The 26,348-nt window shown below is 59.5% G+C and carries 23 protein-coding genes, 1 other RNA gene and 1 pseudogene; 12 read left to right on the forward strand and 13 right to left on the reverse strand.

Annotated elements, in window-relative coordinates:
- Positions 1-578 precede the first annotated feature (578 nt).
- The 12 genes and pseudogenes from U8U01_RS13155 to ssrA all read right to left on the reverse strand — a co-directional run bounded on the left by U8U01_RS13155 (position 579) and on the right by ssrA (position 7,044).
- On the reverse strand, positions 579-974 hold the full coding sequence (locus U8U01_RS13155; protein WP_322174988.1) for a hypothetical protein: 396 nt from the start codon (positions 972-974) through the stop codon (positions 579-581).
- A 12-nt stretch (positions 975-986) separates the two neighbouring features.
- A complete protein-coding gene (locus U8U01_RS13160) occupies positions 987-1,586 on the reverse strand; it encodes a gamma-glutamylcyclotransferase family protein (RefSeq protein WP_322174991.1) in 600 nt (199 codons plus the stop codon).
- A 13-nt stretch (positions 1,587-1,599) separates the two neighbouring features.
- Positions 1,600-2,619, reverse strand: a complete 1,020-nt coding sequence (locus U8U01_RS13165) for an amidoligase family protein (protein WP_322174994.1) — start codon at positions 2,617-2,619, stop codon at positions 1,600-1,602.
- Entirely contained in the window at positions 2,616-2,909 is a 294-nt protein-coding gene (locus U8U01_RS13170) for a DUF6103 family protein (RefSeq protein ID WP_322174997.1), read from the reverse strand. Before U8U01_RS13170 ends, U8U01_RS13165 begins: the two co-directional genes overlap by 4 nt.
- Before the next feature lie 14 nt (positions 2,910-2,923).
- A complete protein-coding gene (locus U8U01_RS13175; protein WP_322175001.1) occupies positions 2,924-3,295 on the reverse strand; it encodes a hypothetical protein in 372 nt (123 codons plus the stop codon).
- Positions 3,285-3,533 carry a DNA adenine methylase gene (locus U8U01_RS13180; protein WP_322175004.1) on the reverse strand — a complete coding sequence of 83 codons (249 nt, stop codon included), beginning with the start codon at positions 3,531-3,533 and terminating at the stop codon, positions 3,285-3,287. The genes U8U01_RS13175 and U8U01_RS13180 overlap by 11 nt, the downstream gene beginning before the upstream one ends.
- A 184-nt stretch (positions 3,534-3,717) precedes the next feature.
- Positions 3,718-5,148, reverse strand: a pseudogene (gene dcm, locus U8U01_RS13185) (DNA (cytosine-5-)-methyltransferase); the annotation flags it as partial.
- A 24-nt stretch (positions 5,149-5,172) separates the two neighbouring features.
- On the reverse strand, positions 5,173-5,481 hold the full coding sequence (locus tag U8U01_RS13190; protein WP_322175010.1) for a DUF4314 domain-containing protein: 309 nt from the start codon (positions 5,479-5,481) through the stop codon (positions 5,173-5,175).
- Between the two features lie 91 nt (positions 5,482-5,572).
- On the reverse strand, positions 5,573-5,974 hold the full coding sequence (locus U8U01_RS13195; protein WP_322175013.1) for a hypothetical protein: 402 nt from the start codon (positions 5,972-5,974) through the stop codon (positions 5,573-5,575).
- Positions 5,914-6,366, reverse strand: a complete 453-nt coding sequence (locus U8U01_RS13200; RefSeq protein ID WP_322175015.1) for a hypothetical protein — start codon at positions 6,364-6,366, stop codon at positions 5,914-5,916. The genes U8U01_RS13195 and U8U01_RS13200 overlap by 61 nt, the downstream gene beginning before the upstream one ends.
- A gap of 161 nt (positions 6,367-6,527) precedes the next feature.
- A complete protein-coding gene (locus U8U01_RS13205; protein ID WP_322175019.1) occupies positions 6,528-6,689 on the reverse strand; it encodes a hypothetical protein in 162 nt (53 codons plus the stop codon).
- Positions 6,690-6,693: 4 nt separating this feature from the next.
- Positions 6,694-7,044: a transfer-messenger RNA gene (ssrA, locus tag U8U01_RS13210) on the reverse strand.
- A 276-nt stretch (positions 7,045-7,320) separates the two neighbouring features.
- Here ssrA and U8U01_RS13215 point away from each other — a divergent pair.
- Entirely contained in the window at positions 7,321-10,143 is a 2,823-nt protein-coding gene (locus U8U01_RS13215; RefSeq protein WP_322175021.1) for a YfhO family protein, read from the forward strand.
- Complete coding sequence (locus U8U01_RS13220; protein WP_322175025.1) at positions 10,140-11,111, forward strand: glycosyltransferase family 2 protein; 972 nt, start codon at positions 10,140-10,142, stop codon at positions 11,109-11,111. Before U8U01_RS13215 ends, U8U01_RS13220 begins: the two co-directional genes overlap by 4 nt.
- Positions 11,112-11,203: 92 nt before the next feature.
- Here the strand turns inward: U8U01_RS13220 and U8U01_RS13225 are convergent, their stop codons facing one another.
- On the reverse strand, positions 11,204-11,836 hold the full coding sequence (locus U8U01_RS13225; protein WP_322175028.1) for an RICIN domain-containing protein: 633 nt from the start codon (positions 11,834-11,836) through the stop codon (positions 11,204-11,206).
- Positions 11,837-12,188: 352 nt separating this feature from the next.
- Here U8U01_RS13225 and U8U01_RS13230 point away from each other — a divergent pair, with 352 nt between their 5' ends.
- The 10 genes from U8U01_RS13230 (at position 12,189) to pap (ending at position 26,334) form a co-directional block, all read left to right on the forward strand.
- Complete coding sequence (locus U8U01_RS13230; protein ID WP_322175030.1) at positions 12,189-14,630, forward strand: HAD-IC family P-type ATPase; 2,442 nt, start codon at positions 12,189-12,191, stop codon at positions 14,628-14,630.
- Positions 14,631-14,701: 71 nt separating this feature from the next.
- Entirely contained in the window at positions 14,702-15,034 is a 333-nt protein-coding gene (locus tag U8U01_RS13235; protein ID WP_322175033.1) for a hypothetical protein, read from the forward strand.
- A gap of 12 nt (positions 15,035-15,046) precedes the next feature.
- On the forward strand, positions 15,047-16,216 hold the full coding sequence (locus tag U8U01_RS13240; RefSeq protein WP_322175037.1) for an MFS transporter: 1,170 nt from the start codon (positions 15,047-15,049) through the stop codon (positions 16,214-16,216).
- 45 nt (positions 16,217-16,261) lie between these two features.
- Positions 16,262-16,999 carry an NAD-dependent protein deacylase gene (locus U8U01_RS13245; RefSeq protein ID WP_322175039.1) on the forward strand — a complete coding sequence of 246 codons (738 nt, stop codon included), beginning with the start codon at positions 16,262-16,264 and terminating at the stop codon, positions 16,997-16,999.
- A gap of 81 nt (positions 17,000-17,080) precedes the next feature.
- Positions 17,081-18,880 (forward strand): ABC transporter ATP-binding protein, encoded by a 1,800-nt coding sequence (locus U8U01_RS13250; protein WP_322175042.1) that lies wholly within the window; start codon positions 17,081-17,083, stop codon positions 18,878-18,880.
- Positions 18,881-18,947: 67 nt separating this feature from the next.
- Positions 18,948-20,318 (forward strand): UDP-N-acetylmuramoyl-L-alanine--D-glutamate ligase, encoded by a 1,371-nt coding sequence (murD, locus tag U8U01_RS13255; RefSeq protein ID WP_322175046.1) that lies wholly within the window; start codon positions 18,948-18,950, stop codon positions 20,316-20,318.
- A 548-nt stretch (positions 20,319-20,866) separates the two neighbouring features.
- Positions 20,867-23,047, forward strand: a complete 2,181-nt coding sequence (gene rnr / locus U8U01_RS13260) for a ribonuclease R (RefSeq protein WP_322175049.1) — start codon at positions 20,867-20,869, stop codon at positions 23,045-23,047.
- Positions 23,048-23,134: 87 nt separating this feature from the next.
- Positions 23,135-23,311 carry a pro-sigmaK processing inhibitor BofA family protein gene (locus U8U01_RS13265; protein ID WP_322175052.1) on the forward strand — a complete coding sequence of 59 codons (177 nt, stop codon included), beginning with the start codon at positions 23,135-23,137 and terminating at the stop codon, positions 23,309-23,311.
- Between the two features lie 65 nt (positions 23,312-23,376).
- A complete protein-coding gene (gene nagA, locus U8U01_RS13270; RefSeq protein WP_322175055.1) occupies positions 23,377-24,534 on the forward strand; it encodes an N-acetylglucosamine-6-phosphate deacetylase in 1,158 nt (385 codons plus the stop codon).
- A 327-nt stretch (positions 24,535-24,861) separates the two neighbouring features.
- A complete protein-coding gene (pap, locus tag U8U01_RS13275) occupies positions 24,862-26,334 on the forward strand; it encodes a polyphosphate:AMP phosphotransferase (protein WP_322175058.1) in 1,473 nt (490 codons plus the stop codon).
- Positions 26,335-26,348: the final 14 nt, after the last annotated feature.

Genomic DNA, 26,348 nt, shown 5'->3' on the forward strand with positions numbered 1-26,348 from the left:
TGGAATATTTTTACAATGCTTTTCATGTTGGACAAATAGGATGTATCATCTGTCGTAACATGACTAACGTAATAGCAAATCGCCTGGTCGATGAACTCCTACTGGCTCTTGCGCTTATCTTTCCGGTAATTGTTCTTGACAAGCTCCAACGTGCTTGGATATGCCCACAGCAGGCATGACTTCACCCCCCTTTTGAATTTCGCGACCCTATTCAAAATGGCGTATCCTCGGCCTTTTTCAGCACTGCAACCCACTCATCTTGCCAACAGCATTGCCAGCAACCCACCCTAAAATTTGCATGACCGAAAGCCTGGAAACGCCTGAACGGATGGCATTGCCGTCCGATGTGAACCGTGAGAGGGTTGCAACGCAACCCACCTCACTTTCTCCCGCTTGCTTTTCGACCTTGCCCAAAGCCGCTCAAATCCCCTCAAGGCCAGCACCTTTCCAAACTGGCCCCACGCTGGCCCAATACGGCCCGCATGGGGCATGGGCCGAGTGGTTTTCCCGACCCAGCCCCGCAAGCCCCGACACAGGGCCACAGGTTGGGCAACACGGGCCTACCCTGCTGTCAGGCCTTATCCGATTTTCTTATCCGGCGGCATAATGCCCTCCAACCGCTCAAAGCAGCACTCGGTATAAGAGAGGCCGTTCTCCGTGACGATCCTGTCCAGCACCGCCAGCATATCCTGCTCTTTCAAGCTAGCGCAGTTGCCGGGACAGTCAAAGCAAATCCACTCGGAGGAGCCGGGGGAGTCCTTGACGTATACGTCATATCCCAGCCGCAGGGAGCCTTCTGACTGGAACAACACAGCGTTTATCTTCATGCAGCCCACGGTCAGGCTGGCGGCAACCGTATCGTCCAGGTGCTGGGGACCCTGCCTGCGCAGGCGGGATACCTCCCGGTCAGACATGAATTTCTGGTACGCATAGTCAGCGCCGAAAGCACGATGCAGTTCTTTTGCGCGACTCATACTGCCGCCCCCTCACATATGAAAGTGGAAGTCATAGCCCTCGCTCTCGTCCTCATCGTCATCCATCTCCTCCCATTCATCTTCCTCGTTCTCCAAATCCTCATCTTCCTCCAACTCATCCTCGTCATAATCGAACAGGGACTGCTGCTGGTACATCGAGGCCACGTTATAATATCGCTGGGTGCTGACCTGCAACGCCTGTTCCAAAGCGGCAGTATTCAGGCCGAAGTCATGGTAGCCCTGACGCACCGTGGCGTAGTAGCTGGGGGACGGCAGGTTGAAGTTCATGCGCGGATTCATGATATACACCATAGCATTAACTTCCCGATTGCCCATCTGCACCTGCACATCCCGCTTGAAATAATGGCTGGGAAAGCCCTCGTACATATCCAGAGCCCGCTCGTCCCTGGCCTGGATTTCCCACAATCCAACCGGCACCGAAGCCCCATCTTTGCGGCCAATGGTGGCGAATGCCGAGCGCTCCCGGCCCTTGAACTGCAACTCATAGCCCGGCAGCTCGCCAGAGCCAACATATTTCGCCGTGGGGCAGCGGTACTTCATCTGCTCCTTATTGAGGTTGCTGCCGTAGGCAACGTATAATTTTTTAGCCAATTTTCTCACCCTTTCACATAATCATTCGTGGCCCTTCTGATTCTTCCTGTTCCATTTCTTCGCCGGATTCTGGCGGCGCAGGAGCCTGCTCCATGGCCTGGGCAACAGACTCTGCCAGCCTCTTTTCAGCCAGCCGCTGTTTCTGAGCCTCGGCCTGGGCAGGATCTTTCCAGGCAATATTGCCGTCCAGATTCTTTAGCAGGTGGTGCCGGGCTGTCTTAAACTCATCGCCGATCAGCCCCAGCCGCAAGAGCCACACGCGAAACGTGTACTTCTCATTACTGCTCTGGGTCTTGATGCGCGAGGCCGACTTCTGCACCAGCGCCTGGTGGCTGATTGCCATGCACAGCTGGATATACGATTTGATTTCCCCGGCATGGAGCGTGGAGTTAAATAATCTAAACTCAATTGTCCCTTTGGAAAACACTGAGTGCAGGTTGAGTCCGTGATACCGACTTTCATCATAATGGTAATTTCTGCCAGACCGCCCATTGTACCAGATGGACTCCAAGGTATCCATAGACGTAGGGCGCTTTGCGTTTAGCTCATCCAGGAACCGGGTGTCGGCCTTGGCACAGTAATGCTCCCGGCTGACGTTCACCTTGAGAGTTTTATAGAGCAAATCCTCCTTCGCCGCCATGATATTGACAATGTTGCGGAGCGTTTTCACATCATGGGGCGAGGCATCAATGTGAACATGAATTCCACAAGAATCGTTAACCTTGGCCCCAGCGGAGTGCAGCTTGCGAATCAATTCTTGAATGGTTTCGATGTCCTCGTACTTGCAGATAGGAGACACAAACTCTACGGCGTAGGCGCTATTTCGGGATTCACCGCGCCTGGATTCTCTGCGAATAGAAGCATCACTGACCACTTTCCATTGCCGGTTGTCACCGTCCCGGACAGCGAAGGCATCGTATATCCCGCCCACATGGGTGGCGCTGGTATTAAAATGACCGGCAATCACCTGGGCCGCAGCCGCGCGGGTGATGCCGGTCATTTCGATTTCTATACCAAACTTCTGCGTCCTCAAAAGCTATCACGGCTTTCCGGGAGAGGATCGGAGGAAGTTGCATGAACGTCAACAGCCGGTTCGGATTCTGACGCAGGCCGGGGACGTTTACGCCGCTCCGCAGGTTTCGGCTCCATGCCGGAGCGCAGATCCAGGAACTCCCGGACGTTGCCTGGGACAGCTTTGGCGTAGAGAGTGTCCACAGCAGAGACCATTTCCTGCTCCACAGACTGGCCCTTCTGCTCCAAATAGAGACGGAGCGCCGCCAGCTTTTCCTCGTCGTAGGGGATGGTAATAGAATCTTTTTTCACAGGAAACACTCCTTTCACATAGACATCCCCGGAGCCTGTTCCTGCACAAACTCCGGGGCGATAGTCAGATAGATTTCGTTCTGGGTGGTTTCCACCTCATCGAACTCCGGGCGTTCGGAGAGCATATCCAGGAACAACTGCCGGTCGAAATTGACCATATCCTCGTCATATACCCTCTTTTCCACCTCCGCGTCCAAATCTGAATAGGATAGGGTAAAGCCCCCGCCCTCCTGCTCAACCACAGCCTGCTGGACGTATTTGTCCACCAGCGTGTCCATCTGCACACAAAAATCCCGCAGGGAGGGGTACCGGTTCATGAGGGCCAGAGTCCGTGCGCCGGACAGGTAGGCGGAGTACCGAGCGTAGGCAAAGCCCTCAGAATTCACAATCTGCTCTGGAATTGAGATTGCAAAACCCCAGCTCCCGGACGGTCGCCATTGTCCGCTCCTTCATGCAATGAAACAGGTTGACAAGATTCCTATCAAAGTCATTATAGACCTCGAAGGGGTCAGGCGGCTTGCCCAGCAGCACGCTGCCGGAGCCGCCGAACACCTCCACGAACCTGCCGTATTCCAGTGGGAACAAGCTGTAGATAATGGGGAGGATGGGCGCTTTGTCGCCCACCCAAGATACCGGCGATTTGATACATCATCATCTCCTTTGTGCGCCGAAAAACCGTCCAGAAAACGAAAAAAGCCGGTATCATCGCTCTCTGAACGATTGATACCGGCCTAATAATTTGTTATACTTATTTCGTGGACATTCCGCTGTCGATGTCCTCATCTGCCGCAATTTCTGTAGATTCTTCAAACCCATCCAAACGATTCGGCACATAGTCCGACAACCACGTACCGCCGAAAGTGTCGCGGGTTTTTAGCCGCCAGATAGCGAGACGGCCCATATCCACGTTGACCCCCTCGAAGGGGAACAGCAGGCAGGTCAGGCCGTCGTGCTCAAACGAGGAGCAGCCGCTGAACTTACTGCCGCCTCGCAAAATACCTTCCTCGGTAAGCATTTCGTTGATGCCATCCACCCATTCCCGCAGATCCCCGCCGCAGCCTTGGATGATGAGCCCTTCTGTATTACTCATGCGGCGCAGGTTGTCGGCGGTAATATGCTTGCCTGCCATTTTATAAAGCTGTGCGTCGGAGAGCCTTGTGGCGGCCGCCTTGTGGAACTGCTCGTCGCTGAATCCCTGCAAGCGCCAGCATTCGATAGGCATAAGTTTGCGAACTTTACCGTAGTGCAGATTGCCGTCCGCGTCTTGCACAGGAATGGAAAATGGGGCCTGTCCTTCCACAAAAACTCCTGATTTCCCACCCTTAAACTTCCCGATGCCCGCATCCTGATTTGCCAGCAGACACCTGGCATTTTCCGTCAGTTCCGGGCTTTCGTTCAGGTCGATAAAGAAATACCCCTGGTTATTTCCAGGGGTGACGGTATGCGCGATTTTATCTCCGACCCGCCCGCGCCGGGTATTCATGGTGGCATAAGCCAAGTCGATGCTGTCGCCGGGGTGGGCGAGCTGATACCCGGCTTTTGTCATCACCTTGATGGGGAGGCTCACATCGTAAAGCCCACTCCTGCCGCCAAAACCGCCAGCCGAACTTGTCAGGGTGATGACTACTCCGCTGGGGGAGTAGACCCGGCACCCTTCCGGGCCGGGTAAGACTTGCTCAAGAGACGCTCCATTTGTGTCTGTGAAAGAAAGTACCTCCCCGGTACATCGTCCTCTAAGATATCCGACAATATACACCCTTTTGCGGGACTGGGGGACTCCAAAATCCTTGCTGTTAAGCATTTGCCACGCGACATCGTACCCCAATTCATCCAGCGTACCGAGGATCGTCGCAAATGTCCGGCCCCGGTCATGCGATAACAATCCGGGAACATTTTCAAGCAGCAGAAATGCAGGTCTTTTAGCGGCGGCAAGGCAGGCAATTTCAAAAAAGAGAGTTCCTCTGGCGTCATCTGCAAATCCTCGCCGTTTTCCAGCGATTGAAAAAGATTGACAAGGGAAGCCGCCGCAAATAAGGCCGATATCCGGCAGCACTGCCGGGTCGATGGTTCTGGCATCTGCAAAAAACACTTCTCCCTTCGTATTGTATATGGCGTTATATGCTTGGTTTGCATACTTATCTATCTCGCAGTGACCGATGCACTCAAAACCGCCCACAGCCTCCAGGCCGGAGCGGAACCCGCCGATCCCCGCGAACATATCAAAAAAACGGATAGCCATACGCCATCCGACCACTTCACTGTATTAAATTTCACCTCGCATTTTCATGCCGAAATCTTCATCCTCGTCCATGTCCGGCTCCTGTTCCGCTGCCAGTTCTTCCTCAGTCAGCTTGCGGAAGGAGTCCTCGCCGGGGATAAGCCCCAGCGACCGGCCATTGTCGAATTTACAGTGCAGGGTGCCGATATCGTCCACAGTGAGAACTGTACCGCGGGTGTTGTCATCGACCCGGTGCATATCCTCGCCCATGCTCAGCAGCATAATGCAAGTGCCACTGGGGTACTCGGCCTTATAACGCTCAGCCATTCGGTGTAATCTATCCCAGTCGTTCATCTTGAAAACCTCCATTTCCCACATACCGCCCATCCCTTGATGGGACTCTAAATGCTCGTCCAACTCATCTTCGGTGCAGAGAAAATAATCATCACTGTCTGTTCAAGAGTTTCGCTTCGCGAACTCTGTACGAAACGTACAAGTCGCCCTCATCCGTTTCAATAGGCCGTTGCTCGAAACCTTCTCCAAGCCCATCTGAGCACTGCCCGAGGATTTCCTCCCGCAAATCCGCCATTTCCTCTGCTGTGAGCGGTTCCTTGAGGTGGCAGTCGATCCGGCCCAAGAGCCTGCCGTCCATTTCCTCGACCGTCCAGACTGCGGACATGAGTTTGTCGGCTACGCCAGCATTTCTGTCCAGGTACTGAGCCATGTCGCCCATTTCCGGGGCCTGTTCGTCGGCAATGCCCTGCTCGATTTGGTCTTGGTAAGCAGTCAGAAAGCCGCTGCCCACGTCGATATACTCGTCGCACTCGCCGTCGTCAAGCTGGCCCACAGGGGGCAGTAGAACGTCAGCTTGACCGGCCCGGCGGCCTGGGTCATGGCCTTGATGTCATCGAACAGCATTTCCTTGGTCGGGTACTGGTCGTGGAGGATGTTTTGCTCTAACTCCGGCAGGATTTCCTCTCTGACGGTAGATACCACAAAGGCTACGGTGTTGGCATCAGCCAGAGTATCGTTCCTGCCGAACACCCGCAGCAGGCGGTTGCCGATCTCGCTGTCGGCTGTGAGCTCCACGTCAGCGGCATTGTCATCCATGAGCAAGAGGCTCCGAGGTGTTTTTCGGATACCCATTTCCACCAGGGCATAGTGAAGTTTGTGGATGTTGGCGGGCAGCTCCCATTCAAGAGAGGTTCCGGCTTTACTGGTGATTTTTGCTTTAATCATTTGATGTACCTTCTTTCATGAAATAGAAAAAGCCGGTCGCTTGTTTTGGAGAAGGTTCTCCAGCGACCGGCTATGTATGCAACGGGCTATCGCCCTTATGCACGCAAAAGACTAACGTCTTTTTGCGAAAAAGGGCCAGCAGACCATCTCCGCTGGCCCTCTCATTTCGTTCTATTCTGTTGTTGTAAGGGTTCACTTCCTGCCGGAAAGCCAAAACGCAGTTTTGCCATCCACGTTTTTGCACTTTCGAAATCCAGGCTTTCAGGCATCAAAAAACCGCGCCACAGCGCGGTTTTTTGAGCGAATATCTTTTTTATATCCACAGGATGGTGGAGATGGCGGGAATCGAACCCGCGTCCGAAAGTAGTTCACCGGGGCTTTCTACGGGCGTAGCTTTTGGTTTCAGTTTCCCTCCTCCCGGCGCGCAAAAGCACGCTCCGGGGCTTGGTAGCCTTCTAAGTCATGGCAAGAGTCAAAGGCGGCCCTCTCGCGCACGTTCACCGCTCATCGACGCTCCCCACCCGGCCGCGGTACTCCGGGGGAGAACGGCTGCCTAATTAGGCAGCAACAGCAACAAAGTCGTTGTCGTTTAATTTTAAGTTTGCGGCTTTTTAAGCGGTTCCGCACCGCTGCCCGCTTACCAGGGGTCGCCGCCCCCGTCGAAACCTTTACATCCCCGTATCTATGCGGGAACTTTTAGGGTAACTAATATTATATCCCCCTTGCGGTAAAATTGCAAGGGTTTTTTCGGGTTTCCTCCAAAAAAATTTTCTCCACATCCTCCCGCCCTCCCTTGCCAGGTAGCCGTGGGCCCTGTTTTTGCGGCCATCCCAGGCAGCGTCCCCGATTTCTGGCAAAAAAGGCTTTATTTGCCGGGGTTTTTGTGTTATACTAAGCAAAAAGCCTGTTTCCCTAAATAAAACCGTATCAAAATAAAGATCTGAGGTCAAAACCATGGCATATACCAATGTGAACGCGGTGAACGCGCAGAAAAAACGCTCCTGGCGGGAAAACTACTTCCTAAAAGCCTTCGCCCTGGGGCTGGGGCTCTCCTTTTTGGTGTTCCTGCCCTTTATTCTGGTGGATGGGGGCCGGTTCCTGTTTTATGGCGACTTCAACGTGCAGCAGGTACCCTTTTACCGCCTGGCCCACGACGCCGTACGGGCCGGCAATCTGGGCTGGAACCACCAGACGGACCTGGGCGCCAACTTCATCGGCTCCTATTCCTTCTACCTGTTAGGCAGCCCCTTTTTCTGGCTGACCATCCCTTTTCCTTCCGCCTGGCTGCAATTCCTGATGGGCCCCCTGCTTATCCTGAAATTCGCCTGCGCCACCCTGACGGGCTATGTGTATATCCACCGCTACACCAAGTCGCCGGATACCGCCCTGATCGGCGCGGTGCTGTACGCCTTTTCCGGGTTTTCGGTGTACAATATCTTTTTCAACCATTTCCATGAGGCCATCATCTTTTTCCCCCTGATGCTGGCCGCCCTGGACGAGTACATGGAGAACCGCCGCCGGGGCCTGTTCGCGCTCACGGTGTTTGCCTGCTGCCTGGTGAACTACTACTTCTTTGTAGGGCAGGTCACCTTTACGCTGATCTACTTCTTCCTGCGGCTGATTTGCGGCAGTTGGAAGATCAGTTGGAAAGACTTCCTCCTGCTGGCCCTGGAGGCGGTCATCGGGGTGGGCCTCAGTTGTGTGCTGCTGGTGCCTTCGGTGCTGGCGGTGATGCAGAACAACCGGGTGGGCAACCCCGTCAACGGCTGGAACGCCGTGCTGTATAACCGCAACCAGCGCTACCTGCATATTATCGAGTGTTTCTTCTTCCCGCCCGACCTGCCCGCCCGACCGAATTTCACCCCTGAGTCAGAGTCCAAGTGGTCGTCCCTAGGGGCCTGGCTGCCCCTGTTCGGCATGACCGGCGTGGTGGGCTGGCTACAGTTGCGGCGCAAACACTGGCTCAAGAAGATGCTGTGGATCCTGTTCGCCATGGCCCTGGTACCCTTCTTAAACGCCGCTTTCCAGATGATGAACGCCTCTTACTACGCCCGCTGGTACTATATGCTCACCCTGATGATGGCCCTGGCCACCGTCATGGCCCTGGAAAACGAGCGGGTGGACTGGCGGCGGGCCACCCTGTGGTGTTTCTCCATCACCCTGGCCATTGCGGGGGTCGTCGGCTTTATGCCTGTAAAGGAAACGGTAGATGGGGAAGAGGTCTGGCAGATGGGCCTGGAGGAATACCCCACCCGGTTCTGGACGTACACGGCCATTTCCCTGCTGTGCCTGGGTTTGGTGGTATACCTGTTCACCTTCTGCCGTAAAAGCCGCCAGGCCTTTAAGCGGGCGGCCATGCGCTGCCTTTCGGCCGTGGCGGTGCTGTACGCTATCTTCTTTATCGCCCTGGGCAAAACCCAAAGCGACTACACCTGGGACCATATCATCCCCTACGAGTTAAACGGCGGCGCCAATATCCCCCTGACCGACCTGCAAAACTGCCGCTCAGACTTCTTCGAGTCCATGGACAACGCGGCCATGTTCTGGCAGGTACCCTCCATCCAGGCCTTCCACAGCATTGTCCCCGGCTCGGTAATGGAATTCTACAGCTCCATCGGCGTGCAGCGGGACGTAGGCTCCCGGCCCAAGGTGAGCCATTACCCCATCCGGGGCCTGCTCTCGGTACAGTGGCTGTTTGACGACGACCACGACGGCGAATTTTTTGCCGGCGAGGCCCTGGACCAACCCGCCATGCCCGGCTGGGCCTATTACGGCAACTCCAACGGCTACGATATTTGGGAGAACGAATACTATATCCCCATGGGTTTCTCCTATGACTTTTACCAGAGCCGCACCGAGTACGAGGGCCGCACCGAGGGCAGCGACACCACCGCGGGCCAGCGGGAACTCTCCATGCTACGGGCCGTGGTGCTGGAGGACAACGACCTGGCCAAGGTGCAGGGTGCACTGGAGCCCCTGCCCGAGGGCGCGGCCTGGTCAGAGGCAGTCTACCTGGATGACTGCCAGGACCGGGCAGCGGCCGCCTGTACGGGCTTTACCTATACCGGCACGGGCTTTACCGCCAGTTTCAGCGCCAACCGGGACAGGCTGGTGTTTTTCAGCGTCCCCTATGAGCCCGGCTGGGAGGCAGAGGTAAACGGGCAAAAGGCGGACATCCTCCGGGCCAACGTGGGCTTTATGGCTGTGCTGGTGCCGGAAGGGGATAACAACAGCATCGTGTTTACCTACACGACCCCCGGCCTGGGGATGGGCACGGTAATCAGCCTGCTGTCGCTGATGGGGCTCATCGGCTACCTGACCATGGCCCGCCGGCTGAAATTGTCTGAATCCCCGCCGCCCCGGCCTCCCCGCCTCATGCGCGCGGGGCGGTTCTCGGCGTATATGAAAAAGCACGGGGCGGGCTACCGTGCGGGAACGGCCCTGCGGGTCCGGTTCCAGGGCGCGGCCGCCATGCCGCCCCCGGAGGCCCGGCCCCTGGGGCGCAGGCAGGCAGCGTCCCCGCCGCCCCGGCCGGCGCCGGCAGACCCCCCGGCGCCCCCCGCGGGAACCCCCCTGCCCCCGGTAGAGCCACCGGGGGACGGCGCCCTGCAACCGGTAGAGCCGGACGCCCCGGCCCAGGACCCCCCGCCGGAAGAGCCCGCCCAGCCCAAGGCTTGGGTCCGGGATTGGGGCGGTATGCAGCCCCGGCCCTGGCCCCAGCGCTCCACCGGGCCGGACGAGGCGGACGAAACCCAACCGAAGGAGGATAAAGAATGAACCGATCGGATAACCCCACCGTTTACCTGGTGATACCCTGCTATAATGAGGAAGAGGTGCTGCCCGAAACCGTGCGCCGCCTAACGGACAAGCTGGAGGCTATGGGCCGGGCGGGCCTGGCCAATGGGCACAGCCGGATGCTGCTGGTGGATGACGGCAGCCGGGACAAGACCTGGGAGATCATCACCCGGCTGAACGGGGAGAACCCCTATGTGGAGGGGATCAAGCTGGCCCACAACCGGGGGCACCAGAACGCCCTGCTCTGCGGCCTGATGACCGCCATGCCCCGCTGCGACTGCGCCATCAGCCTGGACGCGGACCTACAGGATGACGTAGATGCCCTGGACCAGTTTGTGGCCAAGTTCAAAGAGGGCTGCGACGTGGTCTACGGCGTGCGCAACAAGCGGGAAACCGACACCTGGTTCAAGCGCACCACCGCCGAGGGCTTTTATAAGGTGATGAAGGCGCTGGGGGTGGATGTGGTGTTCAACCACGCCGACTACCGGCTCATGAGCCGCCGGGCCCTGGAGGGGCTCTCCGAGTACCGGGAGGTCAACCTGTTCCTGCGGGGCATGGTGCCCCTCATCGGCTACCGCAGCGACTATGTGTACTATGACCGCCACGAGCGCTTTGCCGGCGAGTCCAAGTACCCCCTAAAAAAGATGATCTCCTTTGCCCTGGACGGCATCAGCAGCTTTAGCGTCAAGCCCCTCAAGCTGATCTCCAACTTCGGCATCCTGGTGTCCGTGCTCAGCGTGTTGGGATTGCTGTACGCCCTTATCTCCTATTTTATGGGCCTGGCCGTTTCCGGCTGGACGGCCATTGTCTGCTCCATCTGGCTGCTGGGGGGCCTGCAAATGCTCTGCCTGGGCGTTGTGGGCGGCTATATCGGTAAAATTTACAGCGAAGTCAAAGCCCGCCCCCGCTACCGGGTCGAGCAGTTCCTCGAAAACCCGCCTAAAGGCTAAGCCCGCGTTGCCCAGGTTTTCGTGATGGGCAAAGCAACCCATAACAAAAAGAGCAGGGCGCCATGCCGCTGCTCTTTTTTGCTATTTAACTCTTAAGCCTCGGCCTTGGGCTTGCGGCCGCGGCGCTTGGGGGTGGGCTTTTCTTCCGCTGCGGCGGTTGCGGCTACAGCTTTGGGTTTGCGCCCGGCGGTTTTCTTGGGGGCGGGCGCAGCCTCTTCCCCGGCAACTGCCTTGGGCTTGCGGCCACCCCGCTTTTGGGGGGCCTCTTCGGCGGGGGCGGGCTCCTCTTTCGCGGTAGGCGCCACCAGTTTCCACAGTTGGCCCACGCCGTCCACGTCGTCCCAAATCTGAGCGGGCGCGCCGTCATCCTCGCGCATATCTACAATGTCCAGCACCTTGCCGGACTGCACGTTCATCAGCTTTTTGTAGGTGGCGGTCACTTTTACCAACTGCCACAGTTGGCTTTCACCCTCCACATTGTCCCAGGTCTGGGCCCAAGTGCCTGCCTCGGTACCGCCATGCATCACGTCCAGCACCTTGCCGCTTAGCTTATTCACCAGTTTCACATACTCGCCGGCCTTTACCGGGGTCCACAACTGGGCGTCCTCGCCGGTAATGGCGGCCTGGGCCACGACCATGCCGTTTTCCGTGCCGGTGGCGGCCAGTGCCTTGCCGGTACGGCGGTTGACAATGAGCATATCCTCTTTTTTCTCCCTGGGTGCCATAAAAATCTTCCTTTCAGACGCGCAGCGCGCGTTAATTGTTCCTTTGCTAATTTATTTTATTGTTCCCATTATAGCGTCTTTTATAGCGGTTGTCAAACCCGAAACCGCGCTAAAACCGGCATTTTTCCCATAAAACCGGGCGGTTTCGGGTGCGGCCGGAAGGTTCCGCCGGGAATTTTAGCGATAATGAGCAGTTCTTTCAAAAAAGGCCGTCAGAAATTCGTAAAAAAGTTTTTGGTAAATTTTACCCCCCCTCCACTTGGAAATGCCGCTGTTTGGGTGTATACTTAGGTAGAACGCGGTTTTTGCCTGCTTTGCCGCGCCAAAATACCTACAGCGAGGTCAGCCGCCCATGAAACATAAGCAAAACCAGCCCGCCACCACAGCCACACGGGAGGCCGCCCCTAGGGCCACCCGGTTTTACCCGGACCCCAACGAGGGCCTGAGCCCCCAGCAGGTGGAACAGCGTATGCGCGAGGGCCTGCATAACGGGGACTCAGGGATCAAATCCAAAACCGAAGGCCAGATCATCTGGGAGAACGTGTTCACGTTCTTCAACCTGTTGAACTTTGCCCTGGCCCTGGCGGTAATCTTGGTAGGCTCCCCCCGCAGCGCCTTGTTTATGGGGGTCATCCTTTCCAATATTGTCATCGGCTCCTTCCAGGGCATCCGGGCCAAGCACACCATTGACAAGCTCTCCCTGATCTCCTCCCCCAAAGCCAATGTGGTGCGGGGGGGCAAGCGCCTGGCCCTGCCGGTAGAGGAAGTGGTGCTGGACGATATCTTGGTGTACGCCGCGGGCAACCAGGTTTGCGCCGACGCCACCGTGGTGGCCGGGGAGTGCGAGGTCAATGAATCGCTGCTCACCGGCGAGTCGGACCCGGTGGTCAAGCAGCCGGGGGATTCCCTGCTGTCCGGCAGCTTTGTGGTCAGCGGCAGTTGTTCGGCCCAGGTAGACCATGTGGGCGCCGAGAACTATGCCAATAAAATCGCCGGCGAGGCCAGCGGCGTGAAAAAGCGCAACTCCGAAATCATGAACTCCATCGATTTTATCGTCAAGATCATCGGCTTTGCCATCCTGCCGGTAGGCGGCCTCTTGTTCTGGAAACAGTATTTTGTGCTGGGCGATACCTTCCAAAACGCGGTGGTCAGCACCGCGGCCGCCATGGTGGGTATGATCCCCGAGGGGCTGGTGCTGCTCATCAGCCTGGCCTTTGCCGTCAGCGTCATCAAGCTTTCCGCCCGCAAAACCCTGGTGCAGGATATGTACTGCGTAGAAACCCTGGCCCGGGTAGACACCCTCTGCCTGGACAAGACCGGCACCATCACCGAGGGCTGTATGCAGGTGGACGAGGCAGTGCCCCTGCCGGGCTTTACCGAGGGCGCCATGAAAGAGGCCCTGACGGCCCTGGTGAACAACCTGGCGGACAGCAACCCCACCTTTATGGCCCTGAAAGACTGGCTGCCGGACCACACGGAGTGGCAGGCTGTGGAAACCGTGGCCTTTTCCTCGGCCCGCAAGTGGAGCGGCGCCTATTTCCCCCGCCGGGGCTGCTATGTTATGGGCGCGGGCGAGTTCATCCTGGGCGATGCCTTCGCCCCCTACAAGGCCCAGGCAGAGGCGTACGCCCAGCAGGGCCAGCGGGTGCTGCTGCTGGCCCGGGCAGACCTGGCCTTTGCGGACAAAGGGCTGCCCCAGGGCATGGTGCCCATGGGCTTTGTGCTTATCAGCGATAAGATACGCAAAGAGGCCCCCAGCACCCTGCGGTACTTTGCCGACCAGGGGGTAGACTTGAAGGTGATCTCCGGCGACAACGCGGTAACGGTGGCCAACATAGCCCGCCGGGCCGGGCTGGAGCACGCCGGCCGGTACGTGGACGCCACCACCCTGCACACCGAGCAGGACATCCGCCGGGCGGTAGGGGAGTACAGCGTGTTCGGCCGGGTGACGCCCCAGCAAAAGCTGGCCTTTGTCAAGGCACTGAAAGAGGGCGGCCACACCGTGGCCATGACCGGCGACGGGGTCAACGATGTGCTGGCCCTCAAAGAGGCCGACTGCTCCATCGCCATGGCCTCCGGCAGCGACGCCGCCCGCACCGTTTCCAACCTGGTGCTGCTGGACAGCAACTTCGCCTCCATGCCCATTGTGGTGCAAGAGGGGCGGCGGTCCATCAACAACCTGCAACGTTCCAGTTCCCTGTTTCTGGTCAAAACCATTTTCTCGGCGCTGATCGGCGTGCTGTTCATCTTCATCAACTATACCTATCCCTTCGAGCCCATCCAGCAGACCCTGATCAGCTCCCTGACCATCGGCGTGCCCTCCTTTATCCTGGCGCTGGAGCCCAACAACGACCGGCTGCGGGGCAAGTTTATCGGCAATGTAATCCGTATGTGCATCCCCGCCGCCCTTACGCAAACAGCCAATATCGTAGTCCTCTGCGCCCTGGCCGGCCCGCTGGGCCTAACCAGCGCCGAAACCTCCACCATGGCCGTCATCATCACCGCCATGACCGGGTTCATCATGCTGTTTAAGGTCAGCGCCCCCTTTAACACCCTGCGGGGCCTGCTGTTCTGGGCCCTGCTGACCGCCTTCCTGCTGGCCTTTATCTTCTTTGGCTGGTTCTTCGCGCTGGTCAGCATGACCCTCCCCATGCTCATTGCCCTCATGCCCCTGCTCCTGTTCGCCATTGTCTTTATGCTGGCTATGCTCCATCTGGTAGACCACGTCATCGCCAACTCCCAAAGCCCGGTCTACCCCTTTAAAAAACGCGCAAAACCCGGCAAGCGCCACTAAAGCCCCTTATCGCCCCAAGCGCCCGCCACGCCTGTCCCCCCATTCCCCTACCCCCAAAGGAGTACCGAACAATGGAAATCATGGAAACCTTATGCAGGACCGGCCTGTGCATAATAGCCGGGGCATTCGGGCTGCTGTCCGCGGTGGCCGCCCTGTCCAGGGTGCGTGGGGCGTACCCTGCGCCTCATGTGCTGATGGCCATAGGCGGCATCGGCCTGCTCAACGCGGTAATCGACAACCTCGTCGGCGGAAGTTCCGACTGGCTGCTGGCGCTGATCGCCTGCGGCATGATCTGTGCGGCGGCCATCTGGAACGGCCGGCGGGCCGGGGCGCTGCACGGCAGCCACCATCTGGTGCGCATCAGCCTTTCCACGCTACTGGTGGCAGGCTTTATCCTGCTGTGAGAGGAGCGCCCCATGCTAAGCCGTTACAAGGACAGCTATGTAAGCTATGTGATTTTCTACATGGGCTATTACGCCCTGTTCTCTCTGTTTGGCTCGGTAATGTCCGTGTACCTCACCGGCATCGGTATGGCAGATTGGGAAATGTCGCTGATCCTGTCAGCGGCCGGTATGTTCTCCTTTTTTGTCACGCCGGTCACGGGCTATATCAATGACCGGGCCAAAAGCCAGCGGGCCGTGCTGGCGGTGCTCCTGCTGGCCATTGGCGGGCTGGCCCTGGTCTATGCCCGCTGCCGGGGCCTGGCGGCGCTGTTTGTGCTCAACGGCCTGACCATGGCCCTGATCAACAGCGTCACCCCTGTGTGCGAGCGCATTGCCGGCGAAAGCCGCTACCGCTACGGCCTGCTGCGGGTGTGGGGGACCATCGGCTATGCCGCCGGGGCCCAGGCCGCGGGCCTGGCTGTGGAAAAACTGCCGGGCTGGGGGCTGTTCGCCCTTACGGCCGGGGCCTGCGGGGTGTGCCTGCTGGGCCTGTACGGGGTGGGGGTAGGCAGCGCCGCCCGGCCCCAAAGCGGCGGGCAAGCCACCGGGGAAAAGCCCCGGCTGTCCGCCCTGCTGGAAAGCCCCCGGTTCTTCCTGTTTTTGGGGGCTGCTTTCCTGTTTGCCGGCTGTTCGGGGGTCAATATCAACTATGCCCCTGTGCTGCTCAACCGGCTGGGCATCCCCACCGGGGCGGTGGGTACGGTACTGTTCCTCAGCACCCTTACGGAGATCCCCCTCATCCTCTTCTCCCACAAGTTTATGGACCGTTTCTCCGGCCGGGCGCTGATGGGCGTGGCCTTCTGCCTGGCCGTCGGGCAGTACCTGGCCTACGGCATGGCGGGGGAGGCCTGGGTGGTCGTAGCCGTCATGGTGCTGGTAAAGGCGGTGGCCTCCACCCTGTACATGATGCTCTCCCTGAAGATGGTGCGCTGCCTGGTCCCGCCGGGGCTCACCACCACAGGGCTGGGGGTAGTGGCCTCGGTCAACAACCTTGCCGCCATTGCCATGCAAAACGCCGGGGGCTGGGCCACCGGCCGGTGGGGGATGGGCGCCATGTACCTGGGTATGGCCGCCCTGTGCGGGGCCGGGCTGGCGCTCACCTGCTTTTTAAAGGCAGAGCGGGAAGAAACCGTATTCGGCTGAAACCCCCTGCCCCCATTCTGTGTAAACCCAAAAAGGAGGCCAACCATGACACAGATCCAGCAACTCCGGCAATGGCTGGGGGAGAGCCGCCGCACCGTCTTTTTAGGCGGGGCCGGGGTGTCCACCGCCAGCGGCATACCGGATTTCCGCAGCGCCCACGGCCTGTATATGGAGAAAAAGCAGGGCATTTCCTATGAGGAAATGCTCTCCCACGACTACTTTGTGGCGCACACCGGGGCATTCTATGATTTTCTGCGCCAGGTGATGCTCTACCCCGATGCCCGGCCCAACGCCGCCCATTACGCCCTGGCCCGGCTGGAACAGGCGGGCCTGCTGGAGGTGGTCATCACCCAGAATATAGACGGCCTGCACCAGCAGGCTGGCAGCCGCCATGTTATCGAGCTCCACGGCAATGAGGACCGCTATATCTGCCAGGCCTGCGGTAGGCAGTACGATATGCGCTATGTGCTGGCCCACCCCGGCGTGCCCCTGTGCGCCTGTGGCGGCGTCCTCAAGCCCGACGTGGTGCTTTACGGCGAAACGCTCAACCAGGCGGACCTGTACCGGGCCATCAGCCATGTCCGCCAGGCCGAACTGCTGGTGGTGGCGGGCACCTCGCTGGTGGTGCACCCGGTGGCCGGCCTGGTAAGTTACCTGGGCAGCCATGCCCGGCTGGCCATCCTGAACCGGGACCCCACCCCCTATGACGGCCGGGCCGGCCTGGTGATCCGGGGGGACCTGTGCCAGGCGCTGGACCAGGCCGCAGCCCCGGAAGAGGGCTAACCCCTGCCCAACGGTTTGACGGGCGCGCCCCCGTCGTATATAATAAGAGGGAAGTACCGGGAAGAGAGGATGGAAAAGAGAATGGATCAGATGGGAACGGGCCATATAAAAGGCCAAAAAGGCAAAAAAGGGCTGGTGCGCCGCTTTCTGCCCTATTTCAGGAAGTACGTGTGGGTGTTGGCGTTTGACCTGTTCTGCGCGGCGCTGACCACCCTTTGCGAGCTGGTGCTGCCGCTGCTGGTGCGGTACGTAACGGATATGGGCATCAATGACCTGGCCGCGCTCACCCTACAGGTGGTGCTGCGCATCGGTACACTATACCTGTTTTTGTGCCTGATAGACGCCGGGGCTACCTTTTTCCGGGCCTCCATCGGCCACATCATGGGCGCCAAGATGGAAACGGATATGCGCACGGACCTGTTTGCCCATTTGCAAAAGCTGAGTTTCAACTATTTTGACAACATGAAGGTGGGCCAGATCATGTCCCGCATCACCTCCGACCTGTTCGACGTAACGGAATTCGCCCACCACTGCCCGGAAGAGCTGTTCATGTCCGGGGTCAAGATCATCGGGGCCTTTATCATACTCTGCGGCATCAATGTGCCCCTTACGCTCATCGTGTTCTCCGTGGTGCCCTTCATGGTGCTGGCAGCGGCCTGGTTCAACCTGAAAATGCGCAACCAGTTCCGGCAGCAGCGGGCCCAGATCGGCGAGATCAACGCCCAGGTGGAGGACAGCCTTCTGGGCGTGCGGGTGGTCAAATCCTTTGCCAACGAGGGCGTGGAAACAGAAAAGTTTGAGGCCGGCAACCGGAAGTTCTTTCATATCAAGCGGGGCCGCTACTACCTTATGGGCGGCTTTGAGGCCAGCAACCGGATGTTTGACGGGCTCATGCACCTGCTGGTGCTGCTGGTGGGGGCCGTGTTCATGATAAACGGCAAGGTGCGCCCCGCCGACCTGGTGGCCTATATGCTGTATGTAGGCACCCTGATCGCCTCCGTGCGTTACCTGGTGCAGTTCGCCGAGCAGTTCCAGCAGGGCATAACGGGCATCGAGCGGTTCTTCCAGATCATGGACGCCCCGGTAGATATCGCCGACGGGCCGGGGGCAAAGCCCCTACAGGTCCGGTCCGGGGGCGTGCATTTCGAGCACGTGGGTTTCAGCTATGCCGACGGGGGCAAGCAGGTGCTGTCCGAAATCAACCTGGACGTAAAGCCGGGCCAGAACGTGGCCCTGGTGGGCCCCTCCGGCAGCGGCAAAACCACCCTTTGCAACCTGATCCCCCGGTTCTACGACGTGACCGAGGGCCGCATCCTGATAGACGGCCAGGACGTAAAGTCCGTCACCCTCCGCTCCCTGCGGGAGCAGATCGGTTTCGTGCAGCAGGACGTATACCTGTTCTCCGGCACGGTGTTTGAGATTATCGAGTACGGCAGGCCCGGCGCCACCCAAGAGGAAGTGGTCGCCGCAGCCAAGCAGGCCGGGGCCCATAACTTTATTACCGGCCTGCGGGATGGGTATGATACCTATGTGGGCGAGCGGGGCGTCAAGCTGTCCGGCGGGCAAAAGCAGCGCATCAGCATTGCACGGGCCTTTTTGAAAAACCCGCCCATCCTGATTCTGGACGAAGCCACCAGCGCCCTGGACAATGAAAGCGAGAAAATCGTGCAGGAGTCCCTGGAGAAACTGGCACAGGGGCGCACCACCTTCACCATTGCCCACCGGCTCAGCACCATCCGCAACGCCACCGTCATTCTGGTGCTCACGGAAAAGGGCATCGAGGAAAAAGGCACCCACGAACAGTTGCTGGCAAAGGGCGGCGTGTACAGCCACCTGTACCGTATGTACAGCGGCGAGGGCGGCGGGTTTTCGCAAACATAAAAGCCTGCAAGAGGCTTAAGGGGCCCCCTTAAGCCCTCGGAAACGGTTTGGATAAAGGAGTGACAGCATGGACAGAGAGATTTTTTTTAAAGGCTTGCAAGGCCGCCATGTGGTGTTCTGCGGCATAGGCCGCAGCCATATGCCGCTTATGGAGATGTTCGCGGCCCAGGGGGCACGGGTAACGGCACGGGACCGCCGCGGCCTGGCAGAGTTGGGGGAAAACGGCCAAAAACTACAGGCGCTGGGCGTCGAACTGGTTTTGGGCGAGGGCTACCTGGAGGGCCTCGCGGGGGATATTATCTTCCGCACGCCGGGTATGCGGTTCCACCTGCCCCAGTTGGAGGAGGCCCGTAGGCGCGGGGGCATAGTCACCAGCGAGATGGAGTTGTTCTTCAAGCTATGCCCCTGTAAAACCTACGCCGTAACCGGCAGCGACGGCAAAACCACTACCACCAGTATTCTGGCAGAGTTTTTGCGGGCCCAGGGCCGCACCGTGCATCTGGGGGGCAATATCGGCAAGCCCCTGCTGCCGGAGATCGCCGGCATCTCCCCGCAAGACGTGGCCGTGGTGGAGCTGTCCAGTTTCCAGTTGATCTCCATGCGCCAAAGCCCGGACGTGGCCGTGGTCACCAACCTTTCCCCCAACCACCTGGACGTGCACAAGGATATGGAAGAGTATGTGCAGGCCAAAAAGAACATCTTCCTGCATCAGGACGGCTTTGGCCGCACGGTGCTCAACGCCGGCAATGCCATCACCGCCGGTTTTGCCTCCGAGGTGCGGGGGGATTGCTGGCTGTTCAGCCGGGCGGAAGCACCCGGCCGGGGGGTCTACTGCAACGGGGAAAGCATCTTCGTAAACGGCCAAAAGCTGCTGGACGTCAGCGAGATCAAGCTGCCCGGCTGGCACAATGTAGAAAACTACATGGCCGCCATCGCCGCTGCCTGGGGGGAGGTGGAGCCGGAGCATATGCGCCGGGTAGCCAGGGAATTTAACGGCGTCGAGCACCGCATGGAGTTTGTACGGGAACTGGACGGGGTAAAATACTATAACGACTCCATCGCCAGTTCCCCCAGCCGCACCATCTCAGGCACCCTCTCCTTTTATAAAGAAAAAATCGTGCTCATCTGCGGGGGCTACGATAAGCATATCCCCTACGAGCCGCTGGGCCCGGCCATCTGCCAAAAGGTAAAAACGCTGATCCTGCTGGGCGACACAGGGCCGAAGATCGAGGCGGCGGTGCGCGCCTCGGCCGCGTACCAGGCGGGCCGGCCGGAGATCCTGCACGCCGGCAATATGGGGGAGGCCGTGGCCCTGGCCCAGGCGGCCGCAGCCTCAGGGGACGTGGTTTCCCTGTCCCCGGCCTCCGCCTCCTTTGACCTGTACCCCGGTTTCGAGGCACGGGGCCGGCACTTCAAAGAACTGGTAAACGGGCTCTAAACAAAAAAGCCCCCCAAAAAAATAAGGGATAGGAAAAAAGAAAAAGAAATCAAAAAATTGCCATTAACAAAAGTAAGCACAAACAGTAATTAATAAATCAAGAAAAAATAAGAAAATAAGCAAATAAGAAAAAACAAAACATCAAACCCCCCGTCCAAGGCAAAAGCCCCACGCGCCCCGCTGGGCAAACGCCCGCACAAAAGTTTTTGAAGATCGCTAAGGGACTTTTTCCAAAAAGTCCCTTAGCCCGCCGGAGGCAAAAAAACCACCCACCCCCGGCGAGGCCAAAAGCCCCACGCGCCCCGCTGGGCAAACGCCCGCACAAAAGTTTTTGAAGATCGCTAAGGGACTTTTTCCAAAAAGTCCCTTAGCCCGCCGGAGGCAAAAAAAAAACCACCCACCCCCGGCGAGGCCAAAAGCCCCACGCGCCCCGCCAGGCAAACGCCCGCACAAAAGTTTTTGAAGATCGCTAAGGGACTTTTTCCAAAAAGTCCCTTAGCCCGCCGGAGGCGACCTAAAAGAGGGACCGAAAAAAGGAGGAACCAAACGTGAGAAATACAAGAGGAGGGGGCCGCAGCTTTGGCGGCCCTGCACCGGCAGCTTACTGGATGCCCAGCGCAGCCAGCACGCCGGAGGAAATCGTAATCGTAGCGGCGCTCAAGCGCTGCGGGGGCGACGGCGTGCCGGAAAAGAGCCTGCAACGGGAAAGCGGCATCCGCAGCAAAGATGCCTTTTATCAGGCCCTGCACAGCCTGGAGGAAAAAGGCGAGGTCAAAACGGGCCGGGACCACTGGGTCCGGCTGATCCCCCCGCAAAAGGAGATCGAAGCCAAACTGGTGTCCTTGTCCGAGCGTTTCGGCTTTGCCCGGCCCCAGCGGGGAGAGGACATCTTCATCCCCGGCCGGGACCTGAACGGCGCGTTTATCGGCGACACCCTGATCCTGACCGACCTGCAAAAAAAGGGGGATAAGGGCCCCAGCGGCCGGGTCAAGCGCATTGTAGAGCGGGGGGACAACAAACTCACCGGCACCATGCGCATAGACGGCCCGGTGGTCCGGGTAAGCCCGGACGGCCCCGTCCGCTACGATATGCAGGTGCCTGCCGGCAAAACCTGCGGCGCAAAAGACGGCGACAAGGTGCTCATCGTGCCCAAGCAGGACGGCCGGGGGGACTGGTCCTTGGCAGAGGTGACCTATGTGTTCGGCACCGGGGACAGGGCGCGGGTCTGCGCTGACGCCATTATCGAGCGCTGCGGCATCCCCACCCAGTTCCCCGATGCGGTGATGGCCCAGGCCGGGGAGATCAGCCGGATGACGGTAACAGAGGCGGACATCGCCGGGCGGCTGGATTTGCGGGACGAGCCCATCTTCACCATTGACAGCGCCGATGCCAAAGACCTGGACGACGCGGTGTCTGCCTATAAAACCCTGGACGGCTACACCCTGGGGGTGCATATCGCCGACGTGTCCCACTATGTAAAAGCCGGCACCCCCATTGACAACGAGGCTTTCCGCCGGGGCACCTCCGTGTACTTTGCGGACCGGGTCATCCCCATGCTGCCCGAGGCCCTCTCCAACGGGGTGTGCAGCCTGAACGCCGGCACCGACAAGCTGACCTTCTCCGCGCTGATGGACTTTGACAGCGAGGGCAACATGACCGGCTACCGGTTCGAGAAAACCGTCATCAACTCCAAAGTGCGGGGGGTCTACAGCGAGGTCAACCAGATCTTCGCCGGCACGGCGGGGGAGGACATCCTCTCCAAGTACGCCCCGGTTATGGACAGTCTGCTGGCCGCCAAAGAACTGGCGGATATCCTGGCTGCCAACGGCAAAAGCCGGGGCCAGATGGACCTGACCAGCGACGAGATCAAGTTCGTGCTGGATGAGGACGGGGTGTGCGTGGACATCCTGCCCCGCACCCAGGGCATTTCCGAGGAGTTGATCGAACAGCTTATGGTGGCGGCCAACACCGCCGCGGCCAAAGCCTCCCTGCAAGCGGAGATCCCCTTCCTCTACCGGGTGCACGAAAAGCCCACCCCGGACCGGGTAATCGAGCTCTGCGACCTGCTGGACCGGCTGGGCGTCCGTTGCGGCGAGTTGAAAAAAGGCACGCCCACCGCCAAAGACTTCGCCCAGGTGCTGGGCCGGGTCAAGGGCACCGGCAAAGAGTCCCTGGTCAACCAGCGCATCCTGCGCACCATGGACAAAGCCCGGTATGACCACCGGGAGTTGGGCCATTTCGGCCTGGCCCTGGCAGAGTACAGCCACTTCACCTCGCCCATCCGCCGCTACCCGGATACCTCCATCCACCGCATCCTCAGCGGCCTGGCCGCGGGGGAGTCCAGCGCCACGCTGAAAAAGCGCTACGCCGCCTTTGCGGAGGAGTCCGCCCTGGAAAGTTCCAAAAACGAGGTGCGGGCCGTTACCGGCGAGCGGGACGCCGAAGACTGCTACACGGCCGAGTATATGCGCCAGCACCTGGGCGAGCACCACAAGGGGGTCATCAACGGGGTCACGCCCAAGGGCATCTTTGTCAAGCTGGGCAATAATGCCGAGGGCTTTGTAAGCCTCAGCGACTTCGCGGGCTGCGATTTTGAGTTCGACGGCGAGATCTCCCACCGGGACCGCCGCAGCGGCCGGGTGCTGATGATGGGCCAGGAGCTGGGCGTCATCATCGCCGGGGCAGACGTAGCCACCGGACGCATCGACTTTATGCCGGAAGAGGAATAACCGGCCCCCAAGGCGGCATACACTAAAACAAAAACGGCAAAACGGTAAAACGGCGCCGCACCGCTTTTGCCGCGGAAAGGATGCCCCATGAAAAGTTTCCTCTTCTCCGCCTGCCTGGGCCTTACTGCCCTGGCTCTGGTCAACTATACCGGCACGTACACCGGCGTGTCCATTGCGGTCAACCGGCTCAGCCTGGCCGCCAGCGGCGTGCTGGGGGTGCCGGGGGTCACGCTGCTGGTCCTGCTCAACACCATACTGCTGTAGCCTGCAAAGGCCGCGGCCTCCGGGCGCCCGGCACCGCCAAAAATAAAGCAAGGGGATGTATCAATATGTTTCTCATCAACGGCAAATACCTGGACGCCGGTTTCCGGCTAGTCCAGGGGGATATCGAGATTGACGGCGGGAAAATCCTGCGCACCGGGGAAAACCTGCCCCGCAAAGAGGACGACATGGCCGTAGACTGCGGCGGCTACACCATTGTGCCCGGTTTTGTAGATGTGCACATCCACGGCTGTGCCGGCGCGGATATCGGGGACGGCACCGTAGAGGCCGTGGCGGATATGGCCCGGTTCCTGCTGGCCCACGGGGTCACCTCTTTCTGCCCCACCACCGCCACCATCAGTTGCAAGGATATCGAAGCCGCCCTGCTGGCCGCCAAGGCCGCCCATGACGCCCCCATCGAGGGTGGCGCCAAGGTGGTGGGCGTCAATATGGAGGGCCCCTTCTTCTCCCACGCCCGCAAAGGCGCGCAAAACGAGGCCTACATCCTGCCCCCGGATTTTGACCTGTTCCAAAAGTGGTACAACCTCTCCCAGGGCCTGGTCCGGCTGGTGGATGTGGCCACCGAGCAGCCCGGCGGCGAGGACTTCGTCAAGCAGGCCAAAGCGCTGTGCACCGTGTCCATTGCCCACACCACCGCCCAGTATGAGGATGCCAAAGCCGCCTTTGACTGGGGCGTCACCCACGCCACCCACCTGTTCAACGCCATGAACGGCCTGCACCACCGCAAGCCCGGCGTAGTGGGGGCCGTGCTGGAGGACCAGCGCGTCCGGGCCGAGCTGATCTGTGACGGCGAGCACATCCACCCGGCCGTGCTGCGGCTGGCCTTCCGGCTGCTGGGGGACAGGGCCCTGATCGTCAGCGATTCCCTGCGGGCCAACGGTATGCCCGAGGGCAAAGAATATGACCTGGGCGGCCAGATCGTCAGCATCAGCGGCGGCAAGTGTGTGCTGGCCGACGGCACCATCGCCGGGTCGGTCACCAACTTGCACCAAGAGGTCAAAAACCTGGTGGGCTGGGGCGTGCCCTTCGCCCAGGCGGCCAAGGCCGCCAGCCTTATCCCGGCCCAGGCCATCGGCCTGGACAAGGAGATCGGCAGCATCGAGCCCGGCAAGGCCGCCGACTTTGTGGTGCTGGACGAAAACCTGGACATTGTTTCCGTCTGGGTCAGCAAAGGGGATAGCACCCAAATCGTAGCCCAGGCATAAGGCCCGGTTTTCGGGCCTATGGCAGCCCCATCATAAAAAGCAGGCCAGGTGCCCAAAGCCCGGCCTGTTTTTTATTAAAAAATCACAAAACAGCGGGAAAACTATGGATTTTCCCAACCAAAAGTGCTATAATCAGACTACAGGAAGTGCCTACGCCCCGAAAAGGCCCCAAAAAAGCGCGGCAGACAAACAGCGTCCGCCGCGCCCTATCGTTCATGCCCTTCCAAAGGGGTATCCTACCTCGTTAGGGGCTTTGCCCTTCTGGCGCGGGCCCTTAGGCAGGCGCGGCGCCCTTCCCAAAGAGCAGAAAACACAGAGGTGAGAGAGATGTTGAAAAATTGGATCCGCCCGGACAAGCCGGAGCGGGAGGAACTACGGGCCCGGCTAAAGGCCGCGGGCCAGCGGCTGGAAACCCAGCAAATGCTGCTAAAAGACAAAAAGCTGCCGGTACTGGTGCTGATTGAGGGCTGGGGTGCCGCAGGCAAGGGCAGCGCCATCGGGCAGATCATCAAGCATATCGACCCCCGTTTCTTCAAGGTGTTCTCCATGGCCACCCCCACCGAGGAAGAGCGCCGCAAGCCCTTTCTGACCCGCTATTTTGAGAAGATCCCCGAGGCGGGCAAGTTCACCTTCCTGGATGCCGGCTGGATGGACGAAGTCACCCGGCAGCGGCTCAACGGCGTGCTGGGGGATAGGGGCTATGCCCAGCGGGTAGACAGCGTCCGGCGCTTTGAGCGCCAGTTGACGGATAACGGCTACCTGGTGCTGAAGTTCTTCTTCCACATCAGCAAAAAAGAGCAGGCCAGGCGCATCAACAGCCTGATGGACGATAAGGACACCGCCTGGCGGGTCGGCCGGGTGGATGTCTGGCAAAACAGCCACTACGAGCGCTGCGTAGAGGTGTTCGACCGCTACCTGGAGGACACCAACACCCCCAGCGCCCCCTGGTATATTGTAGACGCCAAAAACAAAAAGTTTGCCGAGTTGCAGGTGATGGAAACCCTCTGCACCGGTATCGATACGGCCCTGCACAACGGCAGCCTGGCCGTGCCCCTGCTGCAAAACGTGTTCCCCCTCATCAAAATGCCCAAGCTGGGCGAGGTGCCCCTACAGGACAAAACCGTCACCGACGAGGCCTACCGCCAGCAGTTGCGGGAATTGCAGGGCAAGCTGCGTATGCTCCACAACCGGCTGTACCGCAAGCGGGTGCCCGCGGTCATTGTCTACGAGGGCTGGGACGCCGCCGGCAAGGGGGGCAACATCAAGCGCCTCACCGGCGCCCTGGACCCACGGGGCTTTGAGGTGCACCCCATCGCCAGCCCCGAGCCCCACGAGAAGGCCCGCCACTACCTGTGGCGTTTCTGGACCCGCCTGCCCAAAGACGGGCACATCGCCATCTTTGACCGCAGTTGGTACGGCCGGGTGATGGTAGAGCGTCTGGAGGGCTTTTGCAGCGAGAACGACTGGCAGCGGGCCTTTTACGAGATGAACGAGTTTGAGCAGGAGTTGCACAACTGGGGGGGCGTGGTGCTGAAGTTTTGGGTGCAGATCGACAAAGACACCCAACTGCAACGCTTTACCGACCGGCAGAACACCCCCGCCAAGCAGTGGAAACTGACGGACGAGGACTGGCGCAACCGGGAGAAGTGGGACGTCTACGAGGCCGCCATTGACGAGATGCTCCAAAAGACCAGCACCACCTACGCCCCCTGGCATATCCTGGAGTCCGTAGACAAAAAATACGCCCGCCTCAAAGCCCTGCGCATCGTCACCGCAGCCCTGGAAGAAGCTCTCCGGTAACAGCCCTTACGCCC

Origin of the sequence: Acutalibacter caecimuris, from assembly GCF_034335085.1 — a bacterium.
GTDB classification, from domain to species: Bacteria; Bacillota; Clostridia; order Oscillospirales; family Acutalibacteraceae; genus Acutalibacter; species Acutalibacter caecimuris.

What these genes read in the sequence shown, in the direction of transcription:
- U8U01_RS13215 (WP_322175021.1), top strand. Translation starts at nt 7,321, where the DNA reads ATGGCATATACCAATGTGAACGCGGTGAACGCGCAGAAAAAACGCTCC.
- U8U01_RS13190 (WP_322175010.1), bottom strand. Translation starts at nt 5,481, where the DNA reads ATGAACGACTGGGATAGATTACACCGAATGGCTGAGCGTTATAAGGCC.
- U8U01_RS13245 (WP_322175039.1), top strand. Translation starts at nt 16,262, where the DNA reads ATGACACAGATCCAGCAACTCCGGCAATGGCTGGGGGAGAGCCGCCGC.
- U8U01_RS13220 (WP_322175025.1), top strand. Translation starts at nt 10,140, where the DNA reads ATGAACCGATCGGATAACCCCACCGTTTACCTGGTGATACCCTGCTAT.
- U8U01_RS13240 (WP_322175037.1), top strand. Translation starts at nt 15,047, where the DNA reads ATGCTAAGCCGTTACAAGGACAGCTATGTAAGCTATGTGATTTTCTAC.
- U8U01_RS13155 (WP_322174988.1), bottom strand. Translation starts at nt 974, where the DNA reads ATGAGTCGCGCAAAAGAACTGCATCGTGCTTTCGGCGCTGACTATGCG.
- pap (WP_322175058.1), top strand. Translation starts at nt 24,862, where the DNA reads ATGTTGAAAAATTGGATCCGCCCGGACAAGCCGGAGCGGGAGGAACTA.
- U8U01_RS13250 (WP_322175042.1), top strand. Translation starts at nt 17,081, where the DNA reads ATGGATCAGATGGGAACGGGCCATATAAAAGGCCAAAAAGGCAAAAAA.
- U8U01_RS13225 (WP_322175028.1), bottom strand. Translation starts at nt 11,836, where the DNA reads ATGGCACCCAGGGAGAAAAAAGAGGATATGCTCATTGTCAACCGCCGT.
- U8U01_RS13200 (WP_322175015.1), bottom strand. Translation starts at nt 6,366, where the DNA reads ATGATTAAAGCAAAAATCACCAGTAAAGCCGGAACCTCTCTTGAATGG.
- U8U01_RS13230 (WP_322175030.1), top strand. Translation starts at nt 12,189, where the DNA reads ATGAAACATAAGCAAAACCAGCCCGCCACCACAGCCACACGGGAGGCC.
- murD (WP_322175046.1), top strand. Translation starts at nt 18,948, where the DNA reads ATGGACAGAGAGATTTTTTTTAAAGGCTTGCAAGGCCGCCATGTGGTG.
- U8U01_RS13265 (WP_322175052.1), top strand. Translation starts at nt 23,135, where the DNA reads ATGAAAAGTTTCCTCTTCTCCGCCTGCCTGGGCCTTACTGCCCTGGCT.
- nagA (WP_322175055.1), top strand. Translation starts at nt 23,377, where the DNA reads ATGTTTCTCATCAACGGCAAATACCTGGACGCCGGTTTCCGGCTAGTC.
- U8U01_RS13235 (WP_322175033.1), top strand. Translation starts at nt 14,702, where the DNA reads ATGGAAATCATGGAAACCTTATGCAGGACCGGCCTGTGCATAATAGCC.